Here is a 21570-nt window from a genome sequence, read left to right as displayed (position 1 = left end):
CAGCCAAGCTTCAACTATAGATGGGTTCGGTTTAGTTAACGCGCAAGCCACAGGTTGTCCGGTCGGGATGTAGGACCATTGACGCGCACCACGATCTCGCTGACGTTTAGTTCGGGCGAGGGACGAGACATGGCGAGAAGTGCAGCACCGAAAGCGGAAGCCGCTCCCGCGACAGCGGCAGAGAAGACGGCGCGGCGGAAAATTCCGGGCGGGCTTCCGTACACGTCCAGCGCCGGAGTGCTCCGGCGAGTCCTTGGCAAGATTCCCACTTCGGAGAAGCCGAGCATCTTCACAAGCGACTTTCTTGGGACCGTCCTGAATGCCACGGGCGGTGCCGCCCGCCCCATCATCCCGATCCTCAAGTCGACCGGGATGCTTAATCAGAATGGCTCCCCAACCGAGCTTTACTCGCAATTCCAGACCGAAAGCGGCCGACCGACTGCGGCTCTCCAAGCCCTTCGCAACGGTTACGGCGAGATATTCAAGCGCAACACCTACGCGCACAAAGCGGACGAGGCGGCCCTTACCGACGTCATCGTCCAGGTTACCGGCCTGCCCGGAACGGATCAAATCGTCCGATACATCTACTCAACCTTTCAAGCGTTTCAGGAGCTCGCCAAAGGCGCCAAGGAAGCGCAAGGCGATGAAGCCGCCGGGGACGGCCGGACTGGCGGGGACGATAATGATGGGGTCAGCGAGCGCAGTCCGGAAGTTCGGAACGGGAAGCTCAATCTGGCCTACAACATCAACGTTGTTTTGCCCGAGACCACCAATGTCGAGGTCTACAACGCGATCTTTCGGAGCATCAAAGGGAATCTCTTAGGGTGACAGACACCCACACGGTCGAGCTTTTCATATTGAAGTGCGCTGTCATTGAGACGGAGCTGCGGACGAACGTAGCCGCCTCGCCAGACCTCCATGTCCAGTCCCAGTTGCTAGACGACGACCGGATAGACCCGTTCATTAAACAGTTCTCGCTGGAGAACCGGGTGAATGCGTCGAAGATGGCCCGGTACTACGAGATATTCTATATGCTGGAGAACGACATCCGCCGGCTCATTGTTGAGACGATGGAGGAACAGCACGGTGCCGACTGGTGGGACACACACGTCTCACAGCCCGTGAAAGAGGAAGTCCGCAAAAACAAGAGCCGTGAAGCGCAAGCGGGTGTCACGGCGCGCTCCGAAGCGGAGATCGACTACACCACCTTCGGCCAGCTCTCGGACATCCTGAAAGACAACTGGGATACTTTCGCCGGCATGCTCAGTACACAGCCTGCAGTAATGAGGGTGCTTTGGGGGCTCAACATGCTCCGGGGCACGATAGCGCACTGCGGGCTCCTCGCGGACGACGAGGTGGATCGGCTGAAGCTCGCGATCCGAGACTGGTTCCGGGTTCTGGAAGGACCGAAGTAGGTACGGCTGACCCTACCAGGACTAGATCAAGCCTTAACCGCCCGGTTTTTGCATTCAGAGTCAGCTATCAGAGTCAGCTATTCGCGATATCGCCGATCCCTGATCCCCGACGACGTATAAAGCCTTGCTACGCCCCCTCCAAGAGCGCCACGGCGCGCGGGAGCATCGCAGCGGAAGACGCAGGCCGCCGGGCCGCATCGAACTCGACGCGGCTTATTCCACCCGCCTGCTTTGCCAGACGGCCGATCAAGAGCGCAGGCTGCGCATCGGACCTATGGCAGAGACGCAGACCAGCCTTTCGCCACCAGCGGCGCACCGAACTCGGCGCGTGATCCTCGGCGGCGAAGGGCTGGACATCAATGAGGGTTGCGCGGTTCCGTGCTGATCTTTGCACGCGCGTTTCGTTTGACCTGGATAATTTGATTTTGGTCGGTCGGTGCCAACTCCTGTGGCTCCCAGTCACTCATGCCCTGCAACACGAGGTCGGCATGTTTGATGGTGTCCACGTGGCCGTAGTGCTCCTGAATCATCTGCACTGAGGTTCCCATTTGCTCTGCCAACAGCAGTTCGCTGACGCCTTCCGTCAGGCGGATGGTGGCGTAGGTATGACGGAACGAATAGGTCGAGCGCAGAATGCCGGACGGCCCGACGCGCAGATTGGCGTCTTTCAGAAGGTCGGCGATGAAGGCCTTGTAGAGGGTGCGTTCTATCGTGCCGGTCGCACTGCTGAACACCGGAGCCTCAGGCGCGGTGCTCACCGCGATGGCGCGGATACGGTCGAGGTATTTTCCGACGTTTCCGCTCGGCGCCACAAGCTGGCGGGACTTGCCCTTGCCCCGCACGGACAACACCGTCACCGGCTGACCGTTCTTGTCAGTCGCCTCCATCACGTCGCGCCAACGCAGGTTACGCGCCTCTGACGGCCGCATGCCGGTGTTGCACATGATCAGGACGAACTGATAAACCATGGCCCGGTACCAGTGGGCAGTTACTGTCTTCGCGGCATCCACCCACTTGGTGCGGGCGTGGGTATGGAGGCGACGGTATTCTTCCAGCGAGAAGGCATCCCGGCGCTGCTTCTCCAGCGAGGGCATTCCCTCGATCCGGTGATGAGGCGGGGCCTCCTGTTTTGAAACCGCGTCATTAATGATGGCGCGGTAGATCTTCATCTCGAACCGGATGGTGGCGTCGCTGACGATGATCCAGTCCGTCTGCTCCGCTTTGGTGTTCGCGTTGGGCTCCTTGTCGCTCCGGCGCCGCTTCTCCGCAGCCTTACCCTCGGCGACCTCTTTGGCGGCAGCGCGCTCCACCTCCGTCATGGGTCGCACATTGCCGTGGCGGGTCATGCGGCCCTGACGGAGCGACCGCCGCCAGGACGGATAGTTCTGCCAACGGTCCAGCGCGATCAGGTCGATCTGCGTCTTGCCGACATAGGGGTTGAGTTGGTTCTTCACGACCGACTCGATGAGCTTCACACGGCCCAGCGTGATTTCGCCGCGCTGGGCGCGCAATCTCTGTTCGGCGATATAGTCCTTCGCCACAGCGGAGAACGGGCGATTGAACACCGGCAGATTGCGCTTCAACGCAAAGCGAACTTCGCTTTCGTGGTCGTAGGCAAGGGTGCGCGCCGTTGTGATGTCGGGCGTCTTCAAGGCGATGGTCTTGTAGCGCGTCGCCTTCGGCAGCCGAACGCGGCAGTACCAATCCCGAGTCTGCAAATCGCCTCGCCGGAAGATTACCAATCCAGGCTTCAGCTCTTCCTTGTCCGTGACAAACGCCATGACAGCCTCCATCGTCGTGCAGGTTTCGTGCACATCGCGGCGCTAAGTCATTGATCTGCCGTGACGTGCATACATCGTGTATAAACTTCATAGCATAGAATGTTGTTGTATTCTAGTAAGTTAACACTTTTGCCTTATCCCAATGGGAGAAGGGAAAAGAAAAAGGGCCGCGGATCGCTCCGCGGCCCTTCGTCATTCGACAGAGGCGTGGCTTAAGCCAGCGAGGCGTCGATATCCTTACAAGCCTGCAGCAGGCCCTGGACTGAGGCGACGGACTTTTCGAACATCGCCTTTTCTTCGTCATTGGTGGTGAACTCGATCACCTTTTCCACGCCGTTCGCGCCGATCAGGGCGGGGACGCCGACGTAGAGGTCCGACAGGCCGTATTCGCCCGACAGCCAGACGGCGCAGGGCAGGACGCGCTTCTGGTCCAGCAGGTAGGACTTGGCCATGGCGATGGCCGATTCGGCCGGGGCGTAGAAGGCCGACCCGGTCTTCAGCAGGGCCACGATCTCGCCGCCGCCCTTGCGGGTACGGTCGACGATGGCGTCCAGATCGGCTTGCGACAGCAGGCCGGCGGCGACGGCGTCGGGCAGGGGCAGGCCGCCGACGGTCGAGTGGCGCACCATCGGCACCATGTCGTCGCCATGACCGCCCAGGGTCCAGGCGTGGATGTCCTGAACCGAGACGCCGGTCTTCTCGGCCAGGAAGTAGGCGAAGCGCGCCGAGTCGAGCACGCCGGCCATGCCGACGACCTTCTCCTTGGGCAGGCCCGAGAACTTCTGCAGGGCCCAGACCATGGCGTCGAGCGGGTTGGTGATGCAGATGACGAAGGCGTTGGGGGCGTGGGCCTTGATGCCTTCGCCGACGGCCTTCATGACCTTCAGGTTGATGCCGATCAGGTCGTCGCGGCTCATGCCCGGCTTGCGCGGCACGCCGGCGGTGACGATGCAGACGTCGGCGCCCGCGATATCGGCATAGTCGTTGGCGCCCTTCAGGGCCACGTCCTGGCCGAAGACGGCCGAGGCCTCGGCGATGTCGAGGGCTTTGCCTTGTGGCGTGCCTTCGGCGATGTCGAACAGGATCACGTCGCCCAGGGCTTCGCGCGCGGCCACGTGGGCCAGGGTTCCGCCGATCATGCCGGCGCCGATAAGGGCGATCTTCGCGCGAGCCATGGATGTCTCCGTTTATTGCGTGTGCGAAATGGGGATTAATCGTGCGGGCGGTCTAGACCCCTCAAGCGGCTGTCGCAAGAACCTCGCTTTACGGCCTTGGTCGGGGCTGCGAAGGTCTGGTCCCAACCGGAGGATTTCGATGCGCCCTTCATTGACCCTGGCCCTGCTGCTGGCCGCCGTTGCGACGCCTGCTCTCGCCCAGACCCCGCCCGCGACCATCGGCGACCGCTATATTCCCGCGCCCTGGTGGATGCGCGATCCGGTGATCGCCTCGGTCGGCCAGGTGCGGGTCGAGATCCAGGCCAACCGCGCCTTCGTCTCCGCCAGCTTCCAGTCGGTGGACCGCAGTGTCACCGAGGCCTCGCGCGCCGCCGCCGACCAAGTGCGGGCGCTGAGCCAGTCGCTGTCGGCCTATGGGGCGGACAAGGTGCGGGTCGAGACCAGCGTCACCACCCGGCCTCTGTATGACCAGTATCGCGACGAGAACGGGGTGATGCGCGACAACACCCGCGCCGACCGTGTGGCCCGCTATCAGGCCGACGCCTCGGTCAGCGTGACGGTGCGCAACGTGGCCCTGATCGAGCGGGTCTATGCGACGATCGTGGCCTCGCGCCCGACGTCCATCGGACAGGTCAACTTCAACCTGGAGCCGGAGAACAGCTGGAAGGCCAATCTTCAGGCCGAGGCGATGAAGGATGCGCGGCGGCGGGCCGAGGCGGCGGCGACCAATGCGGGCGCGACCCTGGGCCGGGTCAAGATCATCGATCCGTCAGGGCGGGTGTGTCAGACGGACGTGCTGGCGGGCTGGCCCTCCTATGCGGCCGGAGGCCAGGCGACGACGGTGGACGACATCGTGGTGACGGGATCGCGTGTGAGCGCAGAGGCGGCCTTTGCACCGCCCCCGCCGCCGCCCGCACCGATCTCTGGCGGCGGCGGACCCAGCGAAACGGACATAGAGGCGGCGCGGCTGGCGCTGCAACCGCCGTTGCAGATCCTGACCGACAGCGCCTGCGTCATCTACGGGCTGAACTGATGGGGTTTGAGGTGGCGCCGGCCTTCGAAACCGGATCGCTCGCCGCCGCCGAATGGCCGCTGTGCCATGTGCGGCTCCAGGACGATGCGCGGTTTCCCTGGCTGATCCTGATCCCGCGCGTCGAGGGGGCGGTGGAGCTGGAGGATCTGAGCGTCGAGCAGCGGGCCATGCTGATGGAGGAGGCGGTGCGGGCCGGGGCGCTGGTGCGACAGCTGGGCGCTGTAGAGAAGCTGAACGTCGGCGCCATCGGCAATGTGACGGCGCAACTTCATGTTCACGTGGTCGGACGCTGCCGTGATGACGGCCTCTGGCCGGATCCGGTGTGGGGGCGAGGGCCTGTTGTTCCGTATGCGGACGGTGAGCGGGTGCGGCTGCTGGGAGTGATCGCGGACGACGAGGGCGCGGGTCTGTAAGAATCCTGCCTGATCCCAACCCCGTCACCCTCGGGCTTGTCCCGAGGGCCCACGGTAAGGCAAGCGCGGCCGCAAGACGCTGCAAGTCGTGACCTGAACATCAGGCTGCCGAGCCTGAACCTGCGGTGGGCCCTCGGGACAAGCCCGAGGGTGACGATTTAAAACTTTGGAACTCAGATAATATCCAGCGGCACCGCGTGGTTCGGCGCACGGAACGCCTCGTCCAACCGTTCCAGGTCTTCCAGGTCGAACTGGATTTCCAGGGCGTCGGCGTTGGCCTCGACGTGTTCGACCGAACTGGCCTTGGGGATGGCGATGACGCCGTCGTGGCGCAGGACGGCGGCGAGCGCGACCTGGGCCGGGCTGGCCGAATGACGATTGGCGATGTCGCGGATCAGAGGCTGTTCCAGCAGTTCGCCGCGTCCCAGGGGCGAATAGGCCATCATCGGCATGTCGCGGGCCTGCATCCAGGGCAGGAGGTCGAACTCCACCCCGCGCGAGGCCAGATTGTAGAGCAGTTGGTTGGCGGCGCAGTCCTCGCCCCCCTCGATCTCCATCAGCTGTTCCATGGCGCGCAGGTCCAGGTTGGACACGCCCCAGCGGGCGATCATCCCCTCGTCGACCAGGTCGCGGAAGGCCTCGACGGTCTCTTCCAGCGGGACGTTGCCTTCCCAGTGCAGCAGGTAGAGGTCCAGCCGTTCGACGCCCAGCCGCTCCAGCGACTTCTCGCAGGCCAGCATCATCTTCATCTCCGAGGCGTTCTCGGGCCGGACCTTGGAGACCAGGAAGACCTCGTCGCGGCGGTCGGCGATGACCTCCCCCACCAGTCGCTCGGACCGGCCGTCGCCATAGAGTTCGGCCGTGTCGATCAGGGTCATGCCCAGGTCGATGCCGCGGGCCAGGGCCTGCTGCTCCTCGTCGCGCCAGGCGGGGTCGTCGCCCAGCTCCCAGGTGCCTTGGCCGAGGGCGGGAACGGTCGTACCGTCCGCAAAGGTGACGAGGCGGGTCATGTCCGTCCTGACGAAACTAGAAGCGGCGAAGACCGCGAAAGAGGGTGGAATGCGAACGCGGCTTATCAAGACCGACGGCCTGGTCCAACAGGTTCTGGACGCCGGGTTCGAAGACCCCAACGCGCCGCTGGTCCTGCTGATCCACGGCTTTCCCGAACTGGGGGTCAGCTGGAGGGCCCAGGTCGAGGCCTTGTCCCGGGCAGGATACCACGTCGCAGCCCCCGACATGAGGGGTTATGGCGGGACCGAGAAGCCGGGGGGCGTGGAGGCCTATTCCATCCTGCATCTGGTCGGGGACATGGTCGATCTGGTCCGGGCGCTGGGCAAGCGGTCCTGCGTCGTCGTGGGTCACGACTGGGGGGCGCCGGTGGCCTGGCATTGCGCCCTGTTGAGGCCCGATGTCTTCACCGCAGTGGCGGGCCTGTCGGTGCCGTTCCAGCCGCGCCGACCGAAGGGACCGCCAACCGTCGCCATGGCTGCGATCTCGAAGCGGGCCGGGTTGGGCGACCTCTACATCAGCCGGTTCCAGGCCCCGGACGCCCATGTGGCGCTGGACGTCGATCCGGCGACGGCCTTGAGGAAACTCTTCTACGCCTATGACGGTGCGACCCCGGCGGCGAGGAAATCGACCGGCTTCATGCCCGAGGGCGTGGACTTGCTCGACACCATCGACGACGCGGCGACCTTGCCGCCGTGGATGAGCGCGGATCATTTCGACGACTATGTGCAGGCCTTCTCGGCCGGTGGGTTCGAGGCGCCGCTGAATTGGTATCGGGCGATGGACCTGAACTGGTCGCTGACGGCCTTCGTGCAGGATCAGAAGATCACGCCGCCGGCCCTGTTCATCGTCGGCGAGGACGACCCCGTGCGCCACTACGCCGGAGCGCATGAGGCGGGGCTGAAGGAGTGGGCGCCGGGGCTGACCCGGTCGGTGGTCGTGCAGGGCGCGGGGCACTGGATCCAGCAGGAGCGGGCGGATGAGGTGAACGCTCTGCTGCTGGAGTTCCTGAAAGCGCTTTAGGCCGCTTCCGCCAGCGCCATCTGCTCGCGCGCGTCGGCGACGATTTCCAGGCTGTGGATGCGGGCGGCATTGTCGAACATCATGCCGGTGACCATCAGCTCGTCCACCCCGGTCAGGACGATGAAGTCAGAGAGCTGGCGCTTGACCGTCTCGGGCCCGCCGACGGCGGAATAGATCAGCCGCCCCTTGGCCCCCTCGATCTGTTGCGGCGTCAGGACGGTGGTGATGTCGTCGACCGGCGGGGGCAGTTTTCCGGGCTTGCCGGTCGAGAGGCGGGCGAAGCTCTGCTGCATCGAGGTGGACAGGCGCACGCCTTCCTCGTCGGTGTCGGCGGCGAAGACGTTGATCGCGGCCATGGCGTGGGGCTTGGCCAGGCGGTCCGAGGGGGTGAAGCTGCGGCGATAAAGGGCCAGGGCCTCAAGCAGCAGTTCGGGGGCGAAATGGCTGGCGAAGGCGTAGGGCAGGCCCAGCTGGCCGGCCAGCTGCGCGCTGAACAGGCTGGAGCCCAGCAGCCAGACGGGTACGCGCAGCCCGGCGCCGGGCACGGCGCGGACCGGTTGATTGTCCGAGGCCGGCTCGAACCACTGGATCAGTTCGACCACGTCGCGCGGGAATTGGTCGGCGCCTTCGAAATAGCGACGCAGCGCACGGGCGGTGGCGCCGTCCGTGCCGGGCGCGCGGCCCAGGCCGACGTCGATCCGGCCGGGGAACAGGGTCTCCAGCGTGCCGAACTGTTCGGCGACGACCAGAGGGGCGTGATTGGGCAGCATGACGCCGCCGGAGCCGACGCGGATACGCTCGGTTCCCGCCGCCACATGGCCGATGACGATCGAGGTCGCGGCGCTGGCGATGCCGGGCATGTTGTGGTGCTCGGCCAGCCAGAACCGCTCGTAGCCGAGACGGTCGGCGGCCTGGGACAGGGCCAGGGTTTCGTCCAGGCCGCGGCGGGCGTCGCCGCCTTCGACGATGGGAGAGAGGTCGAGAACTGAGAACGGGATCATGACGCCTAGATCGGGGCTGTGCGCCGGGGTTCAAGGGCGCGGGGTGCGGAACCGCAACCGGGTCGGGCGCTTTAAGACTCAAATCCTCACTACGGAGACCTGCGCCATGACGGACATTGATGCTGCCAAGCCCGACCCCGAGTGCGACGATGCGCGCGAGGCCGCCGACATGGGCGAGAAGCCCGATCTGGGCCGCAAGGCGGACACGCTGATCGACGCCCTGGACGGCAGCGATTCGGGGTCTGACACGCGCGCGGGATCGCTACGTGGCGGATCGGCCTCGGGATCCGACGACGATCCCGATTCGCGCGAGATCAACGAGACCTTGGCGGAAGAGGGACGCGAGTCGGCCGACCCGGATTCGCCGTCAGACGCAGACCCAGACGCCGTCGAGGGATCGGGGCGTCGTTTCGATGGTTCCGGCGGTGATCCGGCGGAAGGCGCGCGCGTCGACTGACGACGGCGCCTTGCTGCCGCCGCACGCATGCGCCACGGTGGCGCTTCGACCAAATAGGTCCAGGGACGATCTTTCGATGACGCTTCGTTGGGCGGCAGCCGCCGCCGTGGTTCTGTTCTGTATCGCCGGATGCGACCGCACGGCCAAGCCGGCCGACGCGAAACAGGCGCCAGATGCGGGCGCGCCTGCGGCGGTCGCGGAGACGCCGACGCCGGATCGTGTTGCACCCTCAGACGACGCGCCTGTTGCGGCCGCGCCTGCGATGGACGGCGCGCCGGCTTTCGCTGCGATTTATCCAAACTCTCAGATCGATGGACAGCCGCTGCTGGCCGGCGGCGCAGGCGGTCTGGTGACCTTCACCACCGACGCCTCGCCCGATCAGGTCGTGGCCTTCTATCGCGAGCGGGCGGAAGCTGCGGGCCTGCGCTCCGTCACCGGCATGAACCAGGGCGAGGCGCGGGCCTATGGCGCGGCGGGCGACCAGGCCAACGGGCCGTCGTTGCAGGTCGTGGCGGCGCCGACGGAGGCGGGCGAGACTTCGGTCCAGCTGGGCTGGAGCGCAGGCCAGTGAGGTCGGTCGCCGCCCTGGGTGCGGCGACGGCGATCCTGTTGGTCGTGGGTTGCGCCGGCGCGCCGAAACCAGTCGTGACGACGCCGACAGAAGGTTTTTTGGCGCCGGGCTTAATGTCGCGGCTGGCCGAGGCAGTCCCGCCGCCGCCCACGGTCGGGTCGGCCCAGGACTTGGCGGACAAGACGGCCTCCGCGCGCTATGTCGCGCTGGAAGACAGTGATCGCTGGCTGCTGGCGACCTCCCATGCGGAACTGCGTCCGCCCCTGGCCCTGCAACATTTCGACTGCGCCCTGGGCGTGCGGCTCGGGTCCGCAGAAACACCGGCGCTGGATCGGCTGATGGCGCGCGTGTTTCATGATGCGAACAGCGTGGCGGAACGGGTCAAGCGACAAGCGCGGCCCCGGCCGGTCGGCGACGATCCCAACCGGCGCGCCTGTCAGGTTGTGGGCGCGGCCGCGCGAAACAGCGCTTCCTATCCCTCCGGCAGCGCCGCCGTGGGCGCGGCCTATGGCGAGGCCTTCGCGGCGCTGGAGCCGGATCGGGCCGAGGCGGTGCGGCGGATCGGCTATCAGATCGGCGTCAGCCGGCTGGTCTGCGCCATGCATTATCCGACCGATGTGGCTGTGGGCGAAGAGATCGGCAGCGCGGTCGCCCTCGAGGCCGCGCGGACGCCCGCCTTCCAGGCCGATGCCGCGACGGCGCGAGCGGAACTGGGGGCCGCGCGTCGCAGCGGCCTGACCAACCCCGGCTGCGCGGCCGAACGCGCGGCCCTGGCGACCGTCCTGCCCTGACATGGCGCTGTGGCTCGCCCTGGCCGCCCTGGCGTTTCAGGCGGCGCCCGCCGAACGGCCCTGCACGGCGCAGGAATTGCGCGACCTGACGACGCCGTCGGACCAGCCCTATCGCCTGTTGTGTCGGGCCGAACTGTCGGGCATCGACGTTCGCCGTCGCGTCCTGATCGAGGGCGCCGAGGCGTCGGGCGCGTCGCTGGACTGCGGCGGGGGCGCTGTCCGCGCGCCGGGCCAGGCGACGACCGTCGCCCCGACCGTCGCCGTCTGGTCCAGGCGAGACGGAGAGGGATGGTCGCGGCCGGTCGATGTCACGGTGCGCAACTGCACCGTCGTCGGCAATGTTCGCATCTGGGGCATGGGGGCGGGCGGGTCGATGCGCGACCTGCTGGCCTCGTCGCGCACCGCGGGCCATACGCAGGCGGCCCAGTCTGCGGCGCCAGTCCGGGTCACCCTGGACCGGGTGCGGTTCGAGGGCGTGGGGACCATTCCCCTCTATGTCGGGCCGGGCGTGACGCGGACGACCGTGATGCGTTCGACCTTTGTGGGCCGCTCGACCTCGACCGCCGTCTATCTGGACGCCGAGAGTGCGGGCGCGCTGATCCAGGACAATGATTTCGACATCCGAACCGGGCGCGAGCAGATCGCCGTGGACGGATCGGGCGCCAACCGGATCGTCGGCAACCGGCTGGCATTGGGCGGCAAGGGCGGGGTGTTTCTGTACCGCAACTGCGGCGAGGACGGGGTGATTCGGCACCAGACGCCGTCCTATAATCAGATTACGGACAATGTCTTCACCGGCGCCGGCTGGCTGCGTCCGCGCGCGGTGGTGATCGGCTCTCGCGAGGGCGGCCGGCGCTATTGCGGCGACGACCGGGGCTGGCCCTTCGGCTCCAGTGCGGACGACGGGGACGGCGCCACGGGCAATGTGGCGGCGCGCAACATCGTTCAGCGGTGAGGCCTTTGGGCCGCACTTGCGAAACGACGCGGTTCGAGGCTGACTGCGTTCTCACAGGAGGTGATCGTGCGGCTGGCCTTGCTTTTCCTTTCTCTCGCCGCTGCGCTGGGTCTGGCCGTTCTGACCAGCCAGACGCCGTCGCCCCTATCCGCACAGTCGCCGACAACCCAGTTTTCGGCCGTTCGCGCCATGATCGATGTCCGCCGGATCGCGCGTGCGCCCCACCCGGTCGGATCGGCCGAACATGCCCTGGTCCAGACCTATCTGATGGGCCGGATGACGGCGCTTGGCCTGAATCCGACGCGTCAGGTCGGTGCTCTGTCGCCGGCCGCCGTCGCACGCATCGAAGCGGAGGGAAAAAGCGCGGCGGGCCTGTCAGCCGTCAATCTGGTCGGCGTGCTGCCGGGCCGCGATCCCGTCCTGCCCGCCGTTATGGTGATGGCCCATTACGACAGCGTGCCCGGCTCGCCTGGCGCCGCCGATGACGCTTCGGGCGTGGCGGCGATCCTGGAGGCGGTCCAGGCCGTCAAGGCGCGGGGACCGGCGGACCGGACCCTGATCGTCCTGCTGACCGATGCGGAGGAGCTGAATCTGGACGGCGCCCGCGCCTTCTTCAGCGAGCATCCGCTGCGCGACCGGGTCGGGTTCGTGATCAATCTGGAGGCGCGGGGCGGCGGCGGCCAGGCCACGATGTTCGAGACCGGCCCCGGCAACGCCCAGACCATCGCCCGGTTCGCCCGCCATGCCGGCGATGCGACCGGCGGGGTGTCCAGCAATGCGCTGGCCATCTTCGTCTATCGGCTGATGCCCAACGGGACCGACTTCACCATCGCCGCCGATCGCGGTCTGCCCGGATTGAACTTCGCCTTCATCGGCCGCCCGGCCCAATATCATTCGCCCAGCTCGACGCCGGACGCCCTGGATCAGGGCGCCTTGCAGCATATCGGCTCGCAGGCGCTGGAGGCGGCGGACGGGTTCGTGCGTGCGTCGGTCCTGCCCGAGGCGACCCAAAACACCGTATACGCCGACATCTTTGGCCTGTTTGTTCTGCGTCATCCACCTCAGGCTGGCTGGGCGCTGCTGGGGCTCGCCGCCCTGCTGACGGGGTTCGCGGCCTGGGGCGCGCGTCACGCCACGGGTCTGACCGGCCTGTCGGTGGTCAAGGGGGCGGGTGGGGGGCTCTGGCTGGTCGCGACCGGACTGGTCGTGGCCCAGACCGCGCGGGTTCTGGCCGGCCCGGTCGGGAGCCGAATAGAGTCGGCCGAGACCTACTACACTCTGCTGCGCCGCCTGCCGTGGATGGAGGTCGGGGTCGGGCTGACCATCCTGGCGGCGAGTCTGATCCTGACGGCGGGGCGGGCGGCGGTCGGGCGGCGCGTCGTGGCGATCGTCATCGCCATGTGCGCCGTTCTGGCCCTGGCGGTCGGTGGTCTGAACCCTGTGGTGATCGGCGCGGCGGTCGTGGCCGTCCTGATGACGCTGTGGCCTGCGGGCGCCGACGAGACGCCTTGGGGAGGCTGGCTGGGCCTTATCGTCCTGGTGCTGATCGTGGGGGCTGTGGTTCAGGCCTTTGCGCCCGAGGCGGCCTTCCTGTTCATCTGGACCGGCCTCGCCGCCGCTCTGGCCGCAGCCTCGGCCGCGCTGATCGGCGCACGGCTGGTGCGCTGGACCGCCCTGGCGCCCGCCGTCGTCGCGACCGTCGTCGTCGGCGGCTGGCTGCTGGTTCAGGCGCACGGCGTCTTCCTGGGCGTGGGCATGGACCTGCCTGGCGCCCTGGGCCTGATCGCCTTGCTTATGGTCATGACGGCCCGGCCGCTGGCGCCGACGTCGGCAGGTGGGATGAGGGTGCTAAGCGTGCTCGTGGCCGTCTGTCTGATCGCCGGATGCGGCGTGGAATTGGCTGCTGGAGCCATCGCCTGACCGGACCGGCCTACGTCAGAAACGGTCGTTCTTTTTCGATGTTCTCGTTTTGATCAATGAGAACATCTTGTGAACCAGAACAAACCATGCACATAGTCGTCCTCACGAAACGGGGGCGGGTCCAGGCGGGTCTCTCCCAAGCTTAATGACGGGAATCATGGCAAGGGAGACGAAGGCAATGGCTTCACAGGCAGCACTCAAGTTGGTGGGCAAGGACGACGGCGACAAGCAACGCGCCCTGGAGGCGGCGATCGCGCAGATCGATCGCGCCTTCGGCAAGGGTTCGGTGATGAAACTGGGCAAGGGCGGGGTCGCGGATGTGATCCCCTCGGTCTCCACCGGATCGCTGGGTCTGGACATGGCGCTCGGCATCGGCGGTTTGCCGCGCGGTCGGGTGATCGAGGTGTTCGGGCCTGAGTCCTCGGGCAAGACGACCCTGGCCCTGCATACGGTCGCCGAGGTCCAAAAGGCCGGCGGCGTCGCCGCCTTTGTCGATGCCGAACACGCGCTGGATCCCGGCTATGCTCAGAAGCTGGGCGTCAATCTGGACGACCTGCTGGTGTCGCAGCCCGACACCGGCGAACAGGCGCTGGAGATCGTCGACACCCTGGTGCGTTCGGGCGCGGTGGACATCGTGGTCATCGACTCGGTTGCTGCGCTGACGCCACGCGCCGAGATCGAGGGCGAGATGGGCGACAGCCTGCCGGGCCTTCAGGCGCGTCTGATGAGCCAGGCGCTGCGCAAGCTGACGGCGTCGATTTCCAAGTCGAACTGCATCGTCCTGTTCATCAACCAGATCCGTCACAAGATCGGCGTCATGTATGGCTCGCCCGAGACGACGACGGGCGGCAATGCGCTGAAGTTCTACGCCTCGGTGCGTCTGGACATTCGCCGCACCGGCGCGATCAAGAACCGCGACGAGGTGGTCGGCAACACCACCCGGGTCAAGGTGGTCAAGAACAAGGTCGCCCCGCCGTTCCGCGAGGTCATCTTCGACATCATGTACGGCGAGGGCATCTCCAAACTGGGCGAGGTCATCGACCTGGGCGTCAAGGCCGGGGTGATCGAGAAGTCGGGCAGCTGGTTCAGCTATGACTCGACCCGGATCGGCCAGGGCCGCGAGAATGTGCGCGAGTTCCTGAAGCAAAACCCGGACATCGCCGTCTCGATCGAGAAGGCGGTGCGGGCCTCGACCAACAAGATCGCCGACGAACTGCTGGGCACGCCCGAGCCGGACGAAGGCCAGGATCTCGAAGGCTGACGCCAAGACAAGAGGCTGGGCGGCCGGGGCGGACCTTTCCGGTTCGCTTCGGCTGCGGCCCGGCCTTTTCACCCCCACTCCGTCGCCCCTAGCGACCCGCCACCGACCCCGCGAAGGGCGGCGGAGCGACCCGCTCGACCTCGTGTCGGGCGGGTCTTTCTTTGTGGCCTATCGCGCGTTCGCGCTGCTTGAGGCCCGATACTCACCTCTCCGCTCATCCCGGCGAAAGCCGGGACCCAGTTCTGTCGCTCGGCAGTGCGTTGGATCGATTGTGCGGGTCAGAGGACAAGCCAGATCGCCCAAAACACTGGGTCCCGGCTTTCGCCGGGATGAGCGGAAGAGATGTGGCGCTAACGAAAACGGGCGACCCGAAGGCCGCCCGTTCCGTAGTCCGATAATGTCCGCAGCCGATCAGGCGGCGGCCTTCTCCGGGGCGAACTTGCCGTAGAAGGTCTCGTTCTTCGCGGCCATGTCGCGCAGCAACTGCGGGACCTTGAAGCGGTCGCCGTAGGTCGCAGCAAGGCGGTCCGCGGTCTCGACGAAACTGGCCAGGCCGATGCCGTCGATCATGCTGATCGGGCCGCCGGTCCAGGGCGCGAAGCCCCAGCCCAGGATGGCCCCCAGGTCGGCCTCGCGGGGGTCGTCGATGACGCCTTCTTCCCAGCAGCGGGCCACTTCGACCGCCTGGCGATACAGCAGGCGCGTCTTCAGCTCGTCGATCTGGGCGAAGGCGGTCGGCTCTTCCGGCTGGTCGATCCCCTTGGTGACGGGGGCGAGGTCCGACAGGCCCTTCCAGATCGTCTTGGGCTTCTGGTCGTAGTCGTAGAAGCCCTTGCCGTTCTTGCGGCCGAACCGTCCGCCCTCGACCATCCGGGCGACGATGTCGGCGCCTTCCGATGGGACGTATTTGTCGCCCAGATCCAGCGCCGTCTGTTTGGCGATCTTGTAGGACAGGTCCAGGGCGACGTCGTCGTGCATCTCCAGCGGGCCGCGAGGCATGCCGGTCATGCGACCGACATTGTCGATCAGGGCCGGGCCGTAGCCCTCCTCCAGCATCGCCATGCCCTCCATCAGGAAGGTGGAGAAGCAGCGCGAGGTGTAGAAACCGCGGCTGTCGTTGACGACGATCGGGGTCTTCTTGATCTTCAGGACGTAATCCAGCGCCTTGGCGATGGCGGCCTGACCCGTCTTTTCGCCCAGGATGATCTCGACCAGCATCATCTTGTCGACGGGCGAGAAGAAGTGGATGCCGATGAAGTCCTCGGGGCGGACCGAGGCCTCAGCCAGGCCGGTGATGGGCAGGGTCGAGGTGTTGGAGCCGAACACGGCGCCCTCGGCCAGTTGGGCCTCGGCGCGCTTGGTGACGTCGGCCTTGATCTCGCGGCTTTCGAACACGGCCTCGACGACCAGGTCCGAACCCTTGATCAGCTCATAGTCGGTCGTCGCGGTGACCGAACCCAGCAGGGCGTCATACTTCTCCTGCGTCAGCTGGCCGCGCGACAGGCGCTTCTTCAGCAGTTCCTCGACATGGGCCTTGCCCTTGTCGGCGGCTTCCTGGGTCTGGTCGATCAGAATGGTCTCGATGCCGGCGAGCGCCTGAACATAGGCGATGCCCGCGCCCATCATGCCGGCGCCGATGACGGTGACCTTCTTGGGGTCCGACTTCGGAATGCCGGCGGGACGCACGGCGCCCTTGTCCAGTTCCTGCTTGGACAGGAACAGCGAACGGATCATGGCCTGGGCCTGCGGCGTCATCAGGGTCTTGATGAAGTAGCGGGTCTCGATGCGCAGGGCCGCGTCCATCGGCACCTGGGCGCCTTCGTAGACGGCCTTCATCAGGTTCACCACGGCCGGATAGTTGCCGTAGGACTGTTTGCGCAGCATGGCGTTGCCGACCATGAAGTTCTGGATGCCGGCCGGGTGATAGGGGCCGCCGCCGGGCAGTTTGAAGGACTTTTCGTCCCACGGCTGGACGGCCTTGCCGCCATTCTTGATCCAGGTCTTGGCGGCCTCGACCGATTGGCCCTTCTCGACCACTTCATGAACGATGCCGGCGCCCTTGGCGTCGTTGGGGCGGAAGGACTTGCCTTCGCTCATGGCCATCATGGCGTTCTGAACGCCGACCAGGCGCGTCAGGCGCTGGGTGCCGCCGCCGCCGGGGAAGAGGCCGACCTTGATCTCGGGCAGACCCAGCTGGATCTTGTTGTCGTTCTCGACCACGCGGTAGTGGGTCGCCAGGGTGAACTCCAGCCCGCCGCCCAGGGCCAGGCCGTTGATCGCGGCCGCGATCGGCTTGCCCGAGGTTTCCAATGCACGGAAGGCGCCGTTCAGCTTCCAGCCGGCGTCGAACGCCTTTTGCAAGTCACCGCCGCCCGACAGCACGCCACCGGCCATATCGCCCAGGTCCGCGCCGGCGCAGAAGCCCGACGCCTTGCCCGAGGTGATGACCGCGCCCTTGATGGCGTCGTCGGTCTTGATGCGTTCGACCAGCTCGGGGATTTCCCTCATCACCGAAGAGGTCAGGGTGTTCATCGAACGGCCCGGCACGTCGAAGGTGATCAGGGCGATGCCGTCGGCGTCGACGTCGATCTTGAAGTTTTCCATGGGTGTGATCCTCAGACGCGTTCGATGACGGTGGCGGTGCCCATGCCGCCGCCGATGCACAGGGTGATCAGGGCGGTCGACTTGTTCGAGCGTTCCAGTTCGTCCAGGGCGATGCCGGTGATCATGGCGCCGGTGGCGCCCAGGGGGTGGCCCATCGAGATGCCGCCGCCGTTCACATTCATCTTGGCGTGGTCGATGCTCAGGGCCTGCATGTAGCGCAGGACGACGGCGGCGAAGGCCTCGTTCAGCTCCCACACGTCGATGTCGTCGGGCGTCATGCCCAGCTTGCCCAGCAGTTTGCGGGTCACATATTCCGGGCCGGTCAGCATGATCGACGGCTCCGAGCCGATCGAGGCGCCGCCCAGGATCTTGGCGCGCGGCTTCAGGCCCAGAGCCTGGCCGGCTTCCAGCGAGCCGATCAGCACGCCGGCCGAACCGTCGACGATGCCGGACGAGTTGCCGGGAGTGTGGACGTGATTGACGCGCTCGACCTCGGGATAGCGTTGGTTGATCACGCTGTCGAAGGCCAGTTCGCCCATCATGGCGAAGGAGGGGTTCAGGCCGCCCAGGGCCTGCATGTCCGTATTCGGACGAATGGTCTCGTCATGGTCCAGGATGGTCAGACCCAGCTGGTCCTTGACGCCGATGACCGAGGTCTTGAACCGGCCCTCGGCCCAGGCCTTGGCGGCGCGCTTGTGGCTTTCGACCGAATAGGCGTCCACGTCGTCGCGGCTGAAGCCGTATTTGGTGGCGATCATGTCCGCCGACACGCCCTGGGGCACGAAATAGGTCGGGAAGGCCGACGACGGGTCGGTGGGCCAGGCGCCCATGTCCGAACCCATGGGCACCCGGCTCATGACCTCGACGCCGCCGCCGACGGCGAAATCGGCCTCGCCGGACTTCACCTTGGCTGTGGCCATGTTCACGGCTTCCAGGCCCGAGGCGCAGAAGCGGTTGACCTGAACGCCCGCCGTATATTGCGACCAGCCGGCCGAAAGCACCGCCGTACGGGCGATGTCGGCGCCGAGTTCGCCCACAGGGGTGACGCAGCCCAAGATGACGTCGTCGACCTTGGACGTGTCCAGATCATTGCGGTCGCGCAGAGCCTCCAGAACCTGGGTCGCCAGGCTGAGGCCGGTGATCTCGTGCAGCGAGCCGTCCTTCTTGCCCTTGCCGCGCGGCGTGCGGACGGCGTCGTAGATGTAGGCGTCAGCCATGGGAGTGCGTCTCCAGTTTGGTCCCCTACGCTCGCCGCACGGCGGCTCGCGATTTTAGGGGAAGGACGGATCTAAGCGTGCCCGCCAAGAACCCTACGTTTACGTCAACGTCAAGTAATAAGCCGCGTGATGCCGCGCCATGGGGCCGGTGTTTTTCCGGTTAAGATGAGTGTCGACGCCGCTAGCGAGCGGACCGGCGCGACGCTCGGCCCGCTCATGTTCATTCAGCGCGGCGGAATACGGGTCGCGCCGCCGGTTATCTTGCAGGCGTATTCCGTCTGGGGCCGGCCAGTCTGCAGGCCGGTCGGCGTCAGGATGCCCTGGCTGCGGGTGCATTCAGCCTCCAGCGCGTCCATGTCCTTCTGATAGCTGCTGACGCCGCCCATCGTGCTGCAGGCCGCCAGCAAAGGCAGGCTGATCACGGCGGAGAGAATGAGGATACGCATGGCTCGGTGCTCCCTGGAGCGTCGATGCGCTCCCTCATTAGCCCCCCGGCGTCCGCAGGTTACTGCGTCGTCGCCAGCCTGACCAGCTTGCCGTTCTCCTCGTCGGTGATGGCCCAGACCGCGCCGTCGGCGCCGACCGCCACGTCGCGGATGCGTTCGCCCAGGTCGGTCAGCAGTCGTTCCTCGCCGATCACGCGGTCGTTCTGGATCACCAGACGGGCGATGTGCTTCTCCTTCAGGCCCGCGACCAGCAGGTTTCCGTCCCAGCCGGGGAACATGGCGCCCTGATAGAAGGTCGCGCCGCCCGGCGCGATCACCGGATCCCAGTAATAGACGGGCTGTTCAGTGCCCGGCGCCTGGGTCGCGCCGGTGTTGATCTGACCGCCGGCGTATTCGACGCCGTAAGCCGCGTCGGGCCAGCCGTAGTTCAGGCCCGGCTTGTCGATATTGACCTCGTCGCCGCCGCGCGTGCCGTGTTCGATGGTCCAGACCGCGCCCGTGCCGGGCTGGACGGCGACGCCCTGGACGTTGCGGTGGCCCAGGCTCCAGATCTCGGGCAGGGCGCCGGCGCGGCCGACGAAGGGATTGTCCTGCGGGACCGTGCCGTCGGCGTTGATGCGGATGGTCTTGCCCATGTGCGAGCCCAGATCCTGGGCCTGGGGCCGCATCGGTTTGTCGGAGCGTTCGCCCAGGGTGATGAACAGCTTGCCGTCGGATGCGAAGGCCAGGGACGAGCCGAAATGCTTGTCGCCGTCATAGATGGGCAGGGCGCGGAAAATGACCTGGACGTTTTCCACCCGCGATCCGTCGTCCGACAGGCGCGCGCGGGCGACGGAGGTGGCGTTGCCGCCGTCACGCGGTTCGGAATAGCTCCAGTAGATCATGCGATCCTGGGCGAAGCCGGGGCTGACGATCACATCCAGCAGGCCGCCCTGACCGCGGGCGTCAACGGTGGGCAAACCCGCGACCGGCTCGCTGATCTGGCCCTGGGCGGTGATGAGGCGCAGGCGACCGGGCTTTTCCGTAACCAGCCAGCGGCCGTCGGGCATGGCCGCCAGTCCCCAGGGATGAACCAGGCCGGAGGCGACGACCGTATGGCGCATCGCCTGTTCGGTCTTCACGCTCGGCGCGCGCGTCTGGCCGGCGAAGGCCGGTTGCTGATTGGGGTTGTTGGCCGGCTGGGTCTCCAGCGGCGCGCCGGCCTGAGGCGAAGCGTTCGCGCTTTCGCCGTTCGCACCGCAGGCGGCGGCGAGGACAAGCAGGGACGTCGAGGCGGCGGCGACGATCAGGCGCATGGCGAGGGTTCCGAGGAGAATGGACGTTGGTTCGGGAACGGCGACGCCAGAGTTACCGTTCCGGCCCTGCGTCGTCTTGCGCCCTATCGCCGCACGATCTGCACCGAGACGACTTGAACCGCGCGCCCGACGGCGATATAGGCACGCCTCTTTCGCGCTGGCCTTCGGCCTCGCCTAGGCCCGGGACTGGGTAGCTCAGATGGTTAGAGCGGTGGATTCATAACCCACAGGTCGGCGGTTCGATCCCGCCTCCAGTCACCATTTTTCGCATATAAAACAATTATTTGTTCCGGTTAAACGATGAAAGGCCGTCAACCCCAAGGATGACGGCCTCGCTTTCGCATGCGCGGCTCGGATAACCGCGACAGCCGTGCTCAGGGACACATGAAATAGTAGGCGTAGTGCGTGTTGTCGTAGTTTGAGGTGTCGCCAAAATCGACGGCGGGACTTTCGCAGAACACCTGAGTGTTTCCGACGGGCTGGCCGTTCCTCAGATATGTAATGATGAGCCACGGCTTCTCGGCCGCTTGAGCGGTACTTGGAGCGAGTGTCGCGGCGCCGACAGCCGACGAAGTCATCAGGGCCGCAGCAAGCGCCAAATGTACGAGTTTCCTCACGGGCGTGTACTCCTATGAGCCTTCTTCCTGAAGGCGAGTTCATGATCTGACATTGCAGATCGCACAACCAGTAACCTCTACGTGAACACTTTCGGGGCGCGCATTCGGCGGGTTGAGGCTCGATGCCGACTATTTGGAGCGGCTTCTGGCGGGACTGCAAGCACACCCCGCTGGTTACGGCTCAGCGGCAGATGCGTCTGCAACCTGCACCGTTGTGTTGCGTTGTCTGTCGAGACCTTAACCTTGACTGGAGATCCGCCATGACGATCCGAACCAAAGTCCTGATGGCGGCCGTCGCCGCCTTGACCCTGGGCACCGCCGCCTGCACCCAGGCCGAGCAGAACAAGACCGAGGCCAATGCCGAGGCCGCCGCAGACAAGACCGCCAATGTCGCGTCTCAGGCCGGCGAAGTGATCGAGGGCGGGGCGATGAAGGCGGCCCAGGCCGTCGAGAGCGGCGCCGGCAAGGTCGCTGACAAGCTGGAAGGCGAACAGGCCCATGCCGCCGCCGAGGGCAAGCCAGGCGCGATCAATCCCGCCACCGACGAACGCGTGCCGGCAAAGAACTAAATCCGATCAGGCGGGAGG

20 protein-coding genes and 1 tRNA gene are annotated in these 21570 nt (G+C 66.2%); 13 read left to right on the top strand and 8 right to left on the bottom strand.

All coding sequences use genetic code 11. The annotated features are described in order from the left end of the window. The first annotated feature begins 78 nt into the window (after positions 1–78). Together AC3ISA_RS05640 and AC3ISA_RS05635 are read left to right on the top strand one after the other, a co-directional pair. On the top strand, positions 79–828 hold the full coding sequence (locus tag AC3ISA_RS05640) for a DUF5343 domain-containing protein (RefSeq protein ID WP_425985675.1): 750 nt from the start codon (positions 79–81) through the stop codon (positions 826–828). Beyond that, complete coding sequence (locus tag AC3ISA_RS05635; RefSeq protein ID WP_425985677.1) at positions 825–1415, top strand: Swt1 family HEPN domain-containing protein; 591 nt, start codon at positions 825–827, stop codon at positions 1413–1415. The genes AC3ISA_RS05640 and AC3ISA_RS05635 overlap by 4 nt, the downstream gene beginning before the upstream one ends. A 356-nt stretch (positions 1416–1771) precedes the next feature. Here the strand turns inward: AC3ISA_RS05635 and AC3ISA_RS05630 are convergent, their stop codons facing one another. Continuing rightward, positions 1772–3196: a tyrosine-type recombinase/integrase gene (locus AC3ISA_RS05630; RefSeq protein ID WP_425985679.1), complete on the bottom strand. Its 1425-nt coding sequence runs from the start codon at positions 3194–3196 to the stop codon at positions 1772–1774. Between the two features lie 212 nt (positions 3197–3408). After that, positions 3409–4371, bottom strand: coding sequence for a malate dehydrogenase (mdh, locus tag AC3ISA_RS05625; RefSeq protein ID WP_489179690.1), 963 nt, complete (start codon positions 4369–4371; stop codon positions 3409–3411). Positions 4372–4510: 139 nt separating this feature from the next. Here mdh and AC3ISA_RS05620 point away from each other — a divergent pair, with 139 nt between their 5' ends. Together AC3ISA_RS05620 and AC3ISA_RS05615 are read left to right on the top strand one after the other, a co-directional pair. Beyond that, positions 4511–5404 carry an SIMPL domain-containing protein gene (locus AC3ISA_RS05620; RefSeq protein WP_372693274.1) on the top strand — a complete coding sequence of 298 codons (894 nt, stop codon included), beginning with the start codon at positions 4511–4513 and terminating at the stop codon, positions 5402–5404. Then, positions 5401–5817, top strand: a complete 417-nt coding sequence (locus AC3ISA_RS05615) for an HIT domain-containing protein (RefSeq protein ID WP_489180078.1) — start codon at positions 5401–5403, stop codon at positions 5815–5817. The genes AC3ISA_RS05620 and AC3ISA_RS05615 overlap by 4 nt, the downstream gene beginning before the upstream one ends. A 173-nt stretch (positions 5818–5990) precedes the next feature. Here the strand turns inward: AC3ISA_RS05615 and AC3ISA_RS05610 are convergent, their stop codons facing one another. After that, positions 5991–6827 (bottom strand): aldo/keto reductase, encoded by an 837-nt coding sequence (locus AC3ISA_RS05610; protein ID WP_372693276.1) that lies wholly within the window; start codon positions 6825–6827, stop codon positions 5991–5993. A 49-nt stretch (positions 6828–6876) separates the two neighbouring features. Here AC3ISA_RS05610 and AC3ISA_RS05605 point away from each other — a divergent pair, with 49 nt between their 5' ends. Next, positions 6877–7848, top strand: a complete 972-nt coding sequence (locus AC3ISA_RS05605; protein WP_489179689.1) for an alpha/beta fold hydrolase — start codon at positions 6877–6879, stop codon at positions 7846–7848. On the opposite strand, the gene AC3ISA_RS05600 is transcribed toward AC3ISA_RS05605, so the two are convergent. Beyond that, positions 7845–8849: an LLM class flavin-dependent oxidoreductase gene (locus AC3ISA_RS05600; protein WP_489179688.1), complete on the bottom strand. Its 1005-nt coding sequence runs from the start codon at positions 8847–8849 to the stop codon at positions 7845–7847. The two genes, AC3ISA_RS05605 and AC3ISA_RS05600, sit on opposite strands and share 4 nt — an antisense overlap. 106 nt (positions 8850–8955) lie before the next feature. On the opposite strand from AC3ISA_RS05600, the gene AC3ISA_RS05595 reads away from it, so the two are divergent. The 6 genes from AC3ISA_RS05595 to recA all read left to right on the top strand — a co-directional run bounded on the left by AC3ISA_RS05595 (position 8956) and on the right by recA (position 14804). Then, positions 8956–9306 carry a ribonuclease gene (locus AC3ISA_RS05595; RefSeq protein ID WP_489179687.1) on the top strand — a complete coding sequence of 117 codons (351 nt, stop codon included), beginning with the start codon at positions 8956–8958 and terminating at the stop codon, positions 9304–9306. A 76-nt stretch (positions 9307–9382) separates the two neighbouring features. Continuing rightward, the gene (locus tag AC3ISA_RS05590; RefSeq protein ID WP_489179686.1) at positions 9383–9877 is read left to right on the top strand and encodes a hypothetical protein; all 495 of its coding nucleotides are present in this window, start codon (positions 9383–9385) and stop codon (positions 9875–9877) included. Then, positions 9874–10668, top strand: coding sequence for a phosphatase PAP2 family protein (locus AC3ISA_RS05585; RefSeq protein ID WP_489179685.1), 795 nt, complete (start codon positions 9874–9876; stop codon positions 10666–10668). Before AC3ISA_RS05590 ends, AC3ISA_RS05585 begins: the two co-directional genes overlap by 4 nt. A gap of 1 nt (position 10669) precedes the next feature. Beyond that, complete coding sequence (locus tag AC3ISA_RS05580; RefSeq protein WP_489179684.1) at positions 10670–11623, top strand: right-handed parallel beta-helix repeat-containing protein; 954 nt, start codon at positions 10670–10672, stop codon at positions 11621–11623. 66 nt (positions 11624–11689) lie between these two features. Then, on the top strand, positions 11690–13543 hold the full coding sequence (locus AC3ISA_RS05575; RefSeq protein WP_489179683.1) for a M20/M25/M40 family metallo-hydrolase: 1854 nt from the start codon (positions 11690–11692) through the stop codon (positions 13541–13543). Positions 13544–13721: 178 nt separating this feature from the next. Then, positions 13722–14804, top strand: coding sequence for a recombinase RecA (gene recA / locus AC3ISA_RS05570; protein ID WP_489179682.1), 1083 nt, complete (start codon positions 13722–13724; stop codon positions 14802–14804). A gap of 411 nt (positions 14805–15215) precedes the next feature. On the opposite strand, the gene AC3ISA_RS05565 is transcribed toward recA, so the two are convergent. The 4 genes from AC3ISA_RS05565 to AC3ISA_RS05550 form a co-directional block, all read right to left on the bottom strand. Beyond that, on the bottom strand, positions 15216–17408 hold the full coding sequence (locus AC3ISA_RS05565) for a 3-hydroxyacyl-CoA dehydrogenase NAD-binding domain-containing protein (RefSeq protein WP_489179681.1): 2193 nt from the start codon (positions 17406–17408) through the stop codon (positions 15216–15218). An 11-nt stretch (positions 17409–17419) separates the two neighbouring features. Next, positions 17420–18625, bottom strand: a complete 1206-nt coding sequence (locus tag AC3ISA_RS05560) for an acetyl-CoA C-acetyltransferase (protein WP_489179680.1) — start codon at positions 18623–18625, stop codon at positions 17420–17422. A gap of 224 nt (positions 18626–18849) precedes the next feature. Continuing rightward, entirely contained in the window at positions 18850–19071 is a 222-nt protein-coding gene (locus AC3ISA_RS05555; protein WP_372693288.1) for a hypothetical protein, read from the bottom strand. A 59-nt stretch (positions 19072–19130) separates the two neighbouring features. Beyond that, positions 19131–20366, bottom strand: a complete 1236-nt coding sequence (locus tag AC3ISA_RS05550) for a PQQ-dependent sugar dehydrogenase (protein ID WP_489179679.1) — start codon at positions 20364–20366, stop codon at positions 19131–19133. Positions 20367–20550: 184 nt separating this feature from the next. Between AC3ISA_RS05550 and AC3ISA_RS05545 the strand changes: the two genes are divergently transcribed. Next, a tRNA-Met gene (locus AC3ISA_RS05545) sits at positions 20551–20627 on the top strand. Between the two features lie 616 nt (positions 20628–21243). Next, positions 21244–21552, top strand: a complete 309-nt coding sequence (locus tag AC3ISA_RS05540) for a hypothetical protein (protein ID WP_489179678.1) — start codon at positions 21244–21246, stop codon at positions 21550–21552. The last annotated feature ends 18 nt before the right edge of the window (positions 21553–21570 follow it).

Source organism: Brevundimonas sp. KH_058 (assembly GCF_057838505.1).
This window is presented reverse-complemented; position numbering and strand designations above follow the sequence as displayed.

Coding starts and splice junctions, on each gene's coding strand:
- AC3ISA_RS05630 (WP_425985679.1), bottom strand. CDS start 3,196: ATGGCGTTTGTCACGGACAAGGAAGAGCTGAAGCCTGGATTGGTAATC.
- mdh (WP_489179690.1), bottom strand. CDS start 4,371: ATGGCTCGCGCGAAGATCGCCCTTATCGGCGCCGGCATGATCGGCGGA.
- AC3ISA_RS05620 (WP_372693274.1), top strand. CDS start 4,511: ATGCGCCCTTCATTGACCCTGGCCCTGCTGCTGGCCGCCGTTGCGACG.
- AC3ISA_RS05610 (WP_372693276.1), bottom strand. CDS start 6,827: ATGACCCGCCTCGTCACCTTTGCGGACGGTACGACCGTTCCCGCCCTC.
- AC3ISA_RS05605 (WP_489179689.1), top strand. CDS start 6,877: ATGCGAACGCGGCTTATCAAGACCGACGGCCTGGTCCAACAGGTTCTG.
- AC3ISA_RS05600 (WP_489179688.1), bottom strand. CDS start 8,849: ATGATCCCGTTCTCAGTTCTCGACCTCTCTCCCATCGTCGAAGGCGGC.
- AC3ISA_RS05595 (WP_489179687.1), top strand. CDS start 8,956: ATGACGGACATTGATGCTGCCAAGCCCGACCCCGAGTGCGACGATGCG.
- AC3ISA_RS05590 (WP_489179686.1), top strand. CDS start 9,383: ATGACGCTTCGTTGGGCGGCAGCCGCCGCCGTGGTTCTGTTCTGTATC.
- AC3ISA_RS05580 (WP_489179684.1), top strand. CDS start 10,670: ATGGCGCTGTGGCTCGCCCTGGCCGCCCTGGCGTTTCAGGCGGCGCCC.
- recA (WP_489179682.1), top strand. CDS start 13,722: ATGGCTTCACAGGCAGCACTCAAGTTGGTGGGCAAGGACGACGGCGAC.
- AC3ISA_RS05565 (WP_489179681.1), bottom strand. CDS start 17,408: ATGGAAAACTTCAAGATCGACGTCGACGCCGACGGCATCGCCCTGATC.
- AC3ISA_RS05560 (WP_489179680.1), bottom strand. CDS start 18,625: ATGGCTGACGCCTACATCTACGACGCCGTCCGCACGCCGCGCGGCAAG.
- AC3ISA_RS05555 (WP_372693288.1), bottom strand. CDS start 19,071: ATGCGTATCCTCATTCTCTCCGCCGTGATCAGCCTGCCTTTGCTGGCG.
- AC3ISA_RS05550 (WP_489179679.1), bottom strand. CDS start 20,366: ATGCGCCTGATCGTCGCCGCCGCCTCGACGTCCCTGCTTGTCCTCGCC.
- AC3ISA_RS05540 (WP_489179678.1), top strand. CDS start 21,244: ATGACGATCCGAACCAAAGTCCTGATGGCGGCCGTCGCCGCCTTGACC.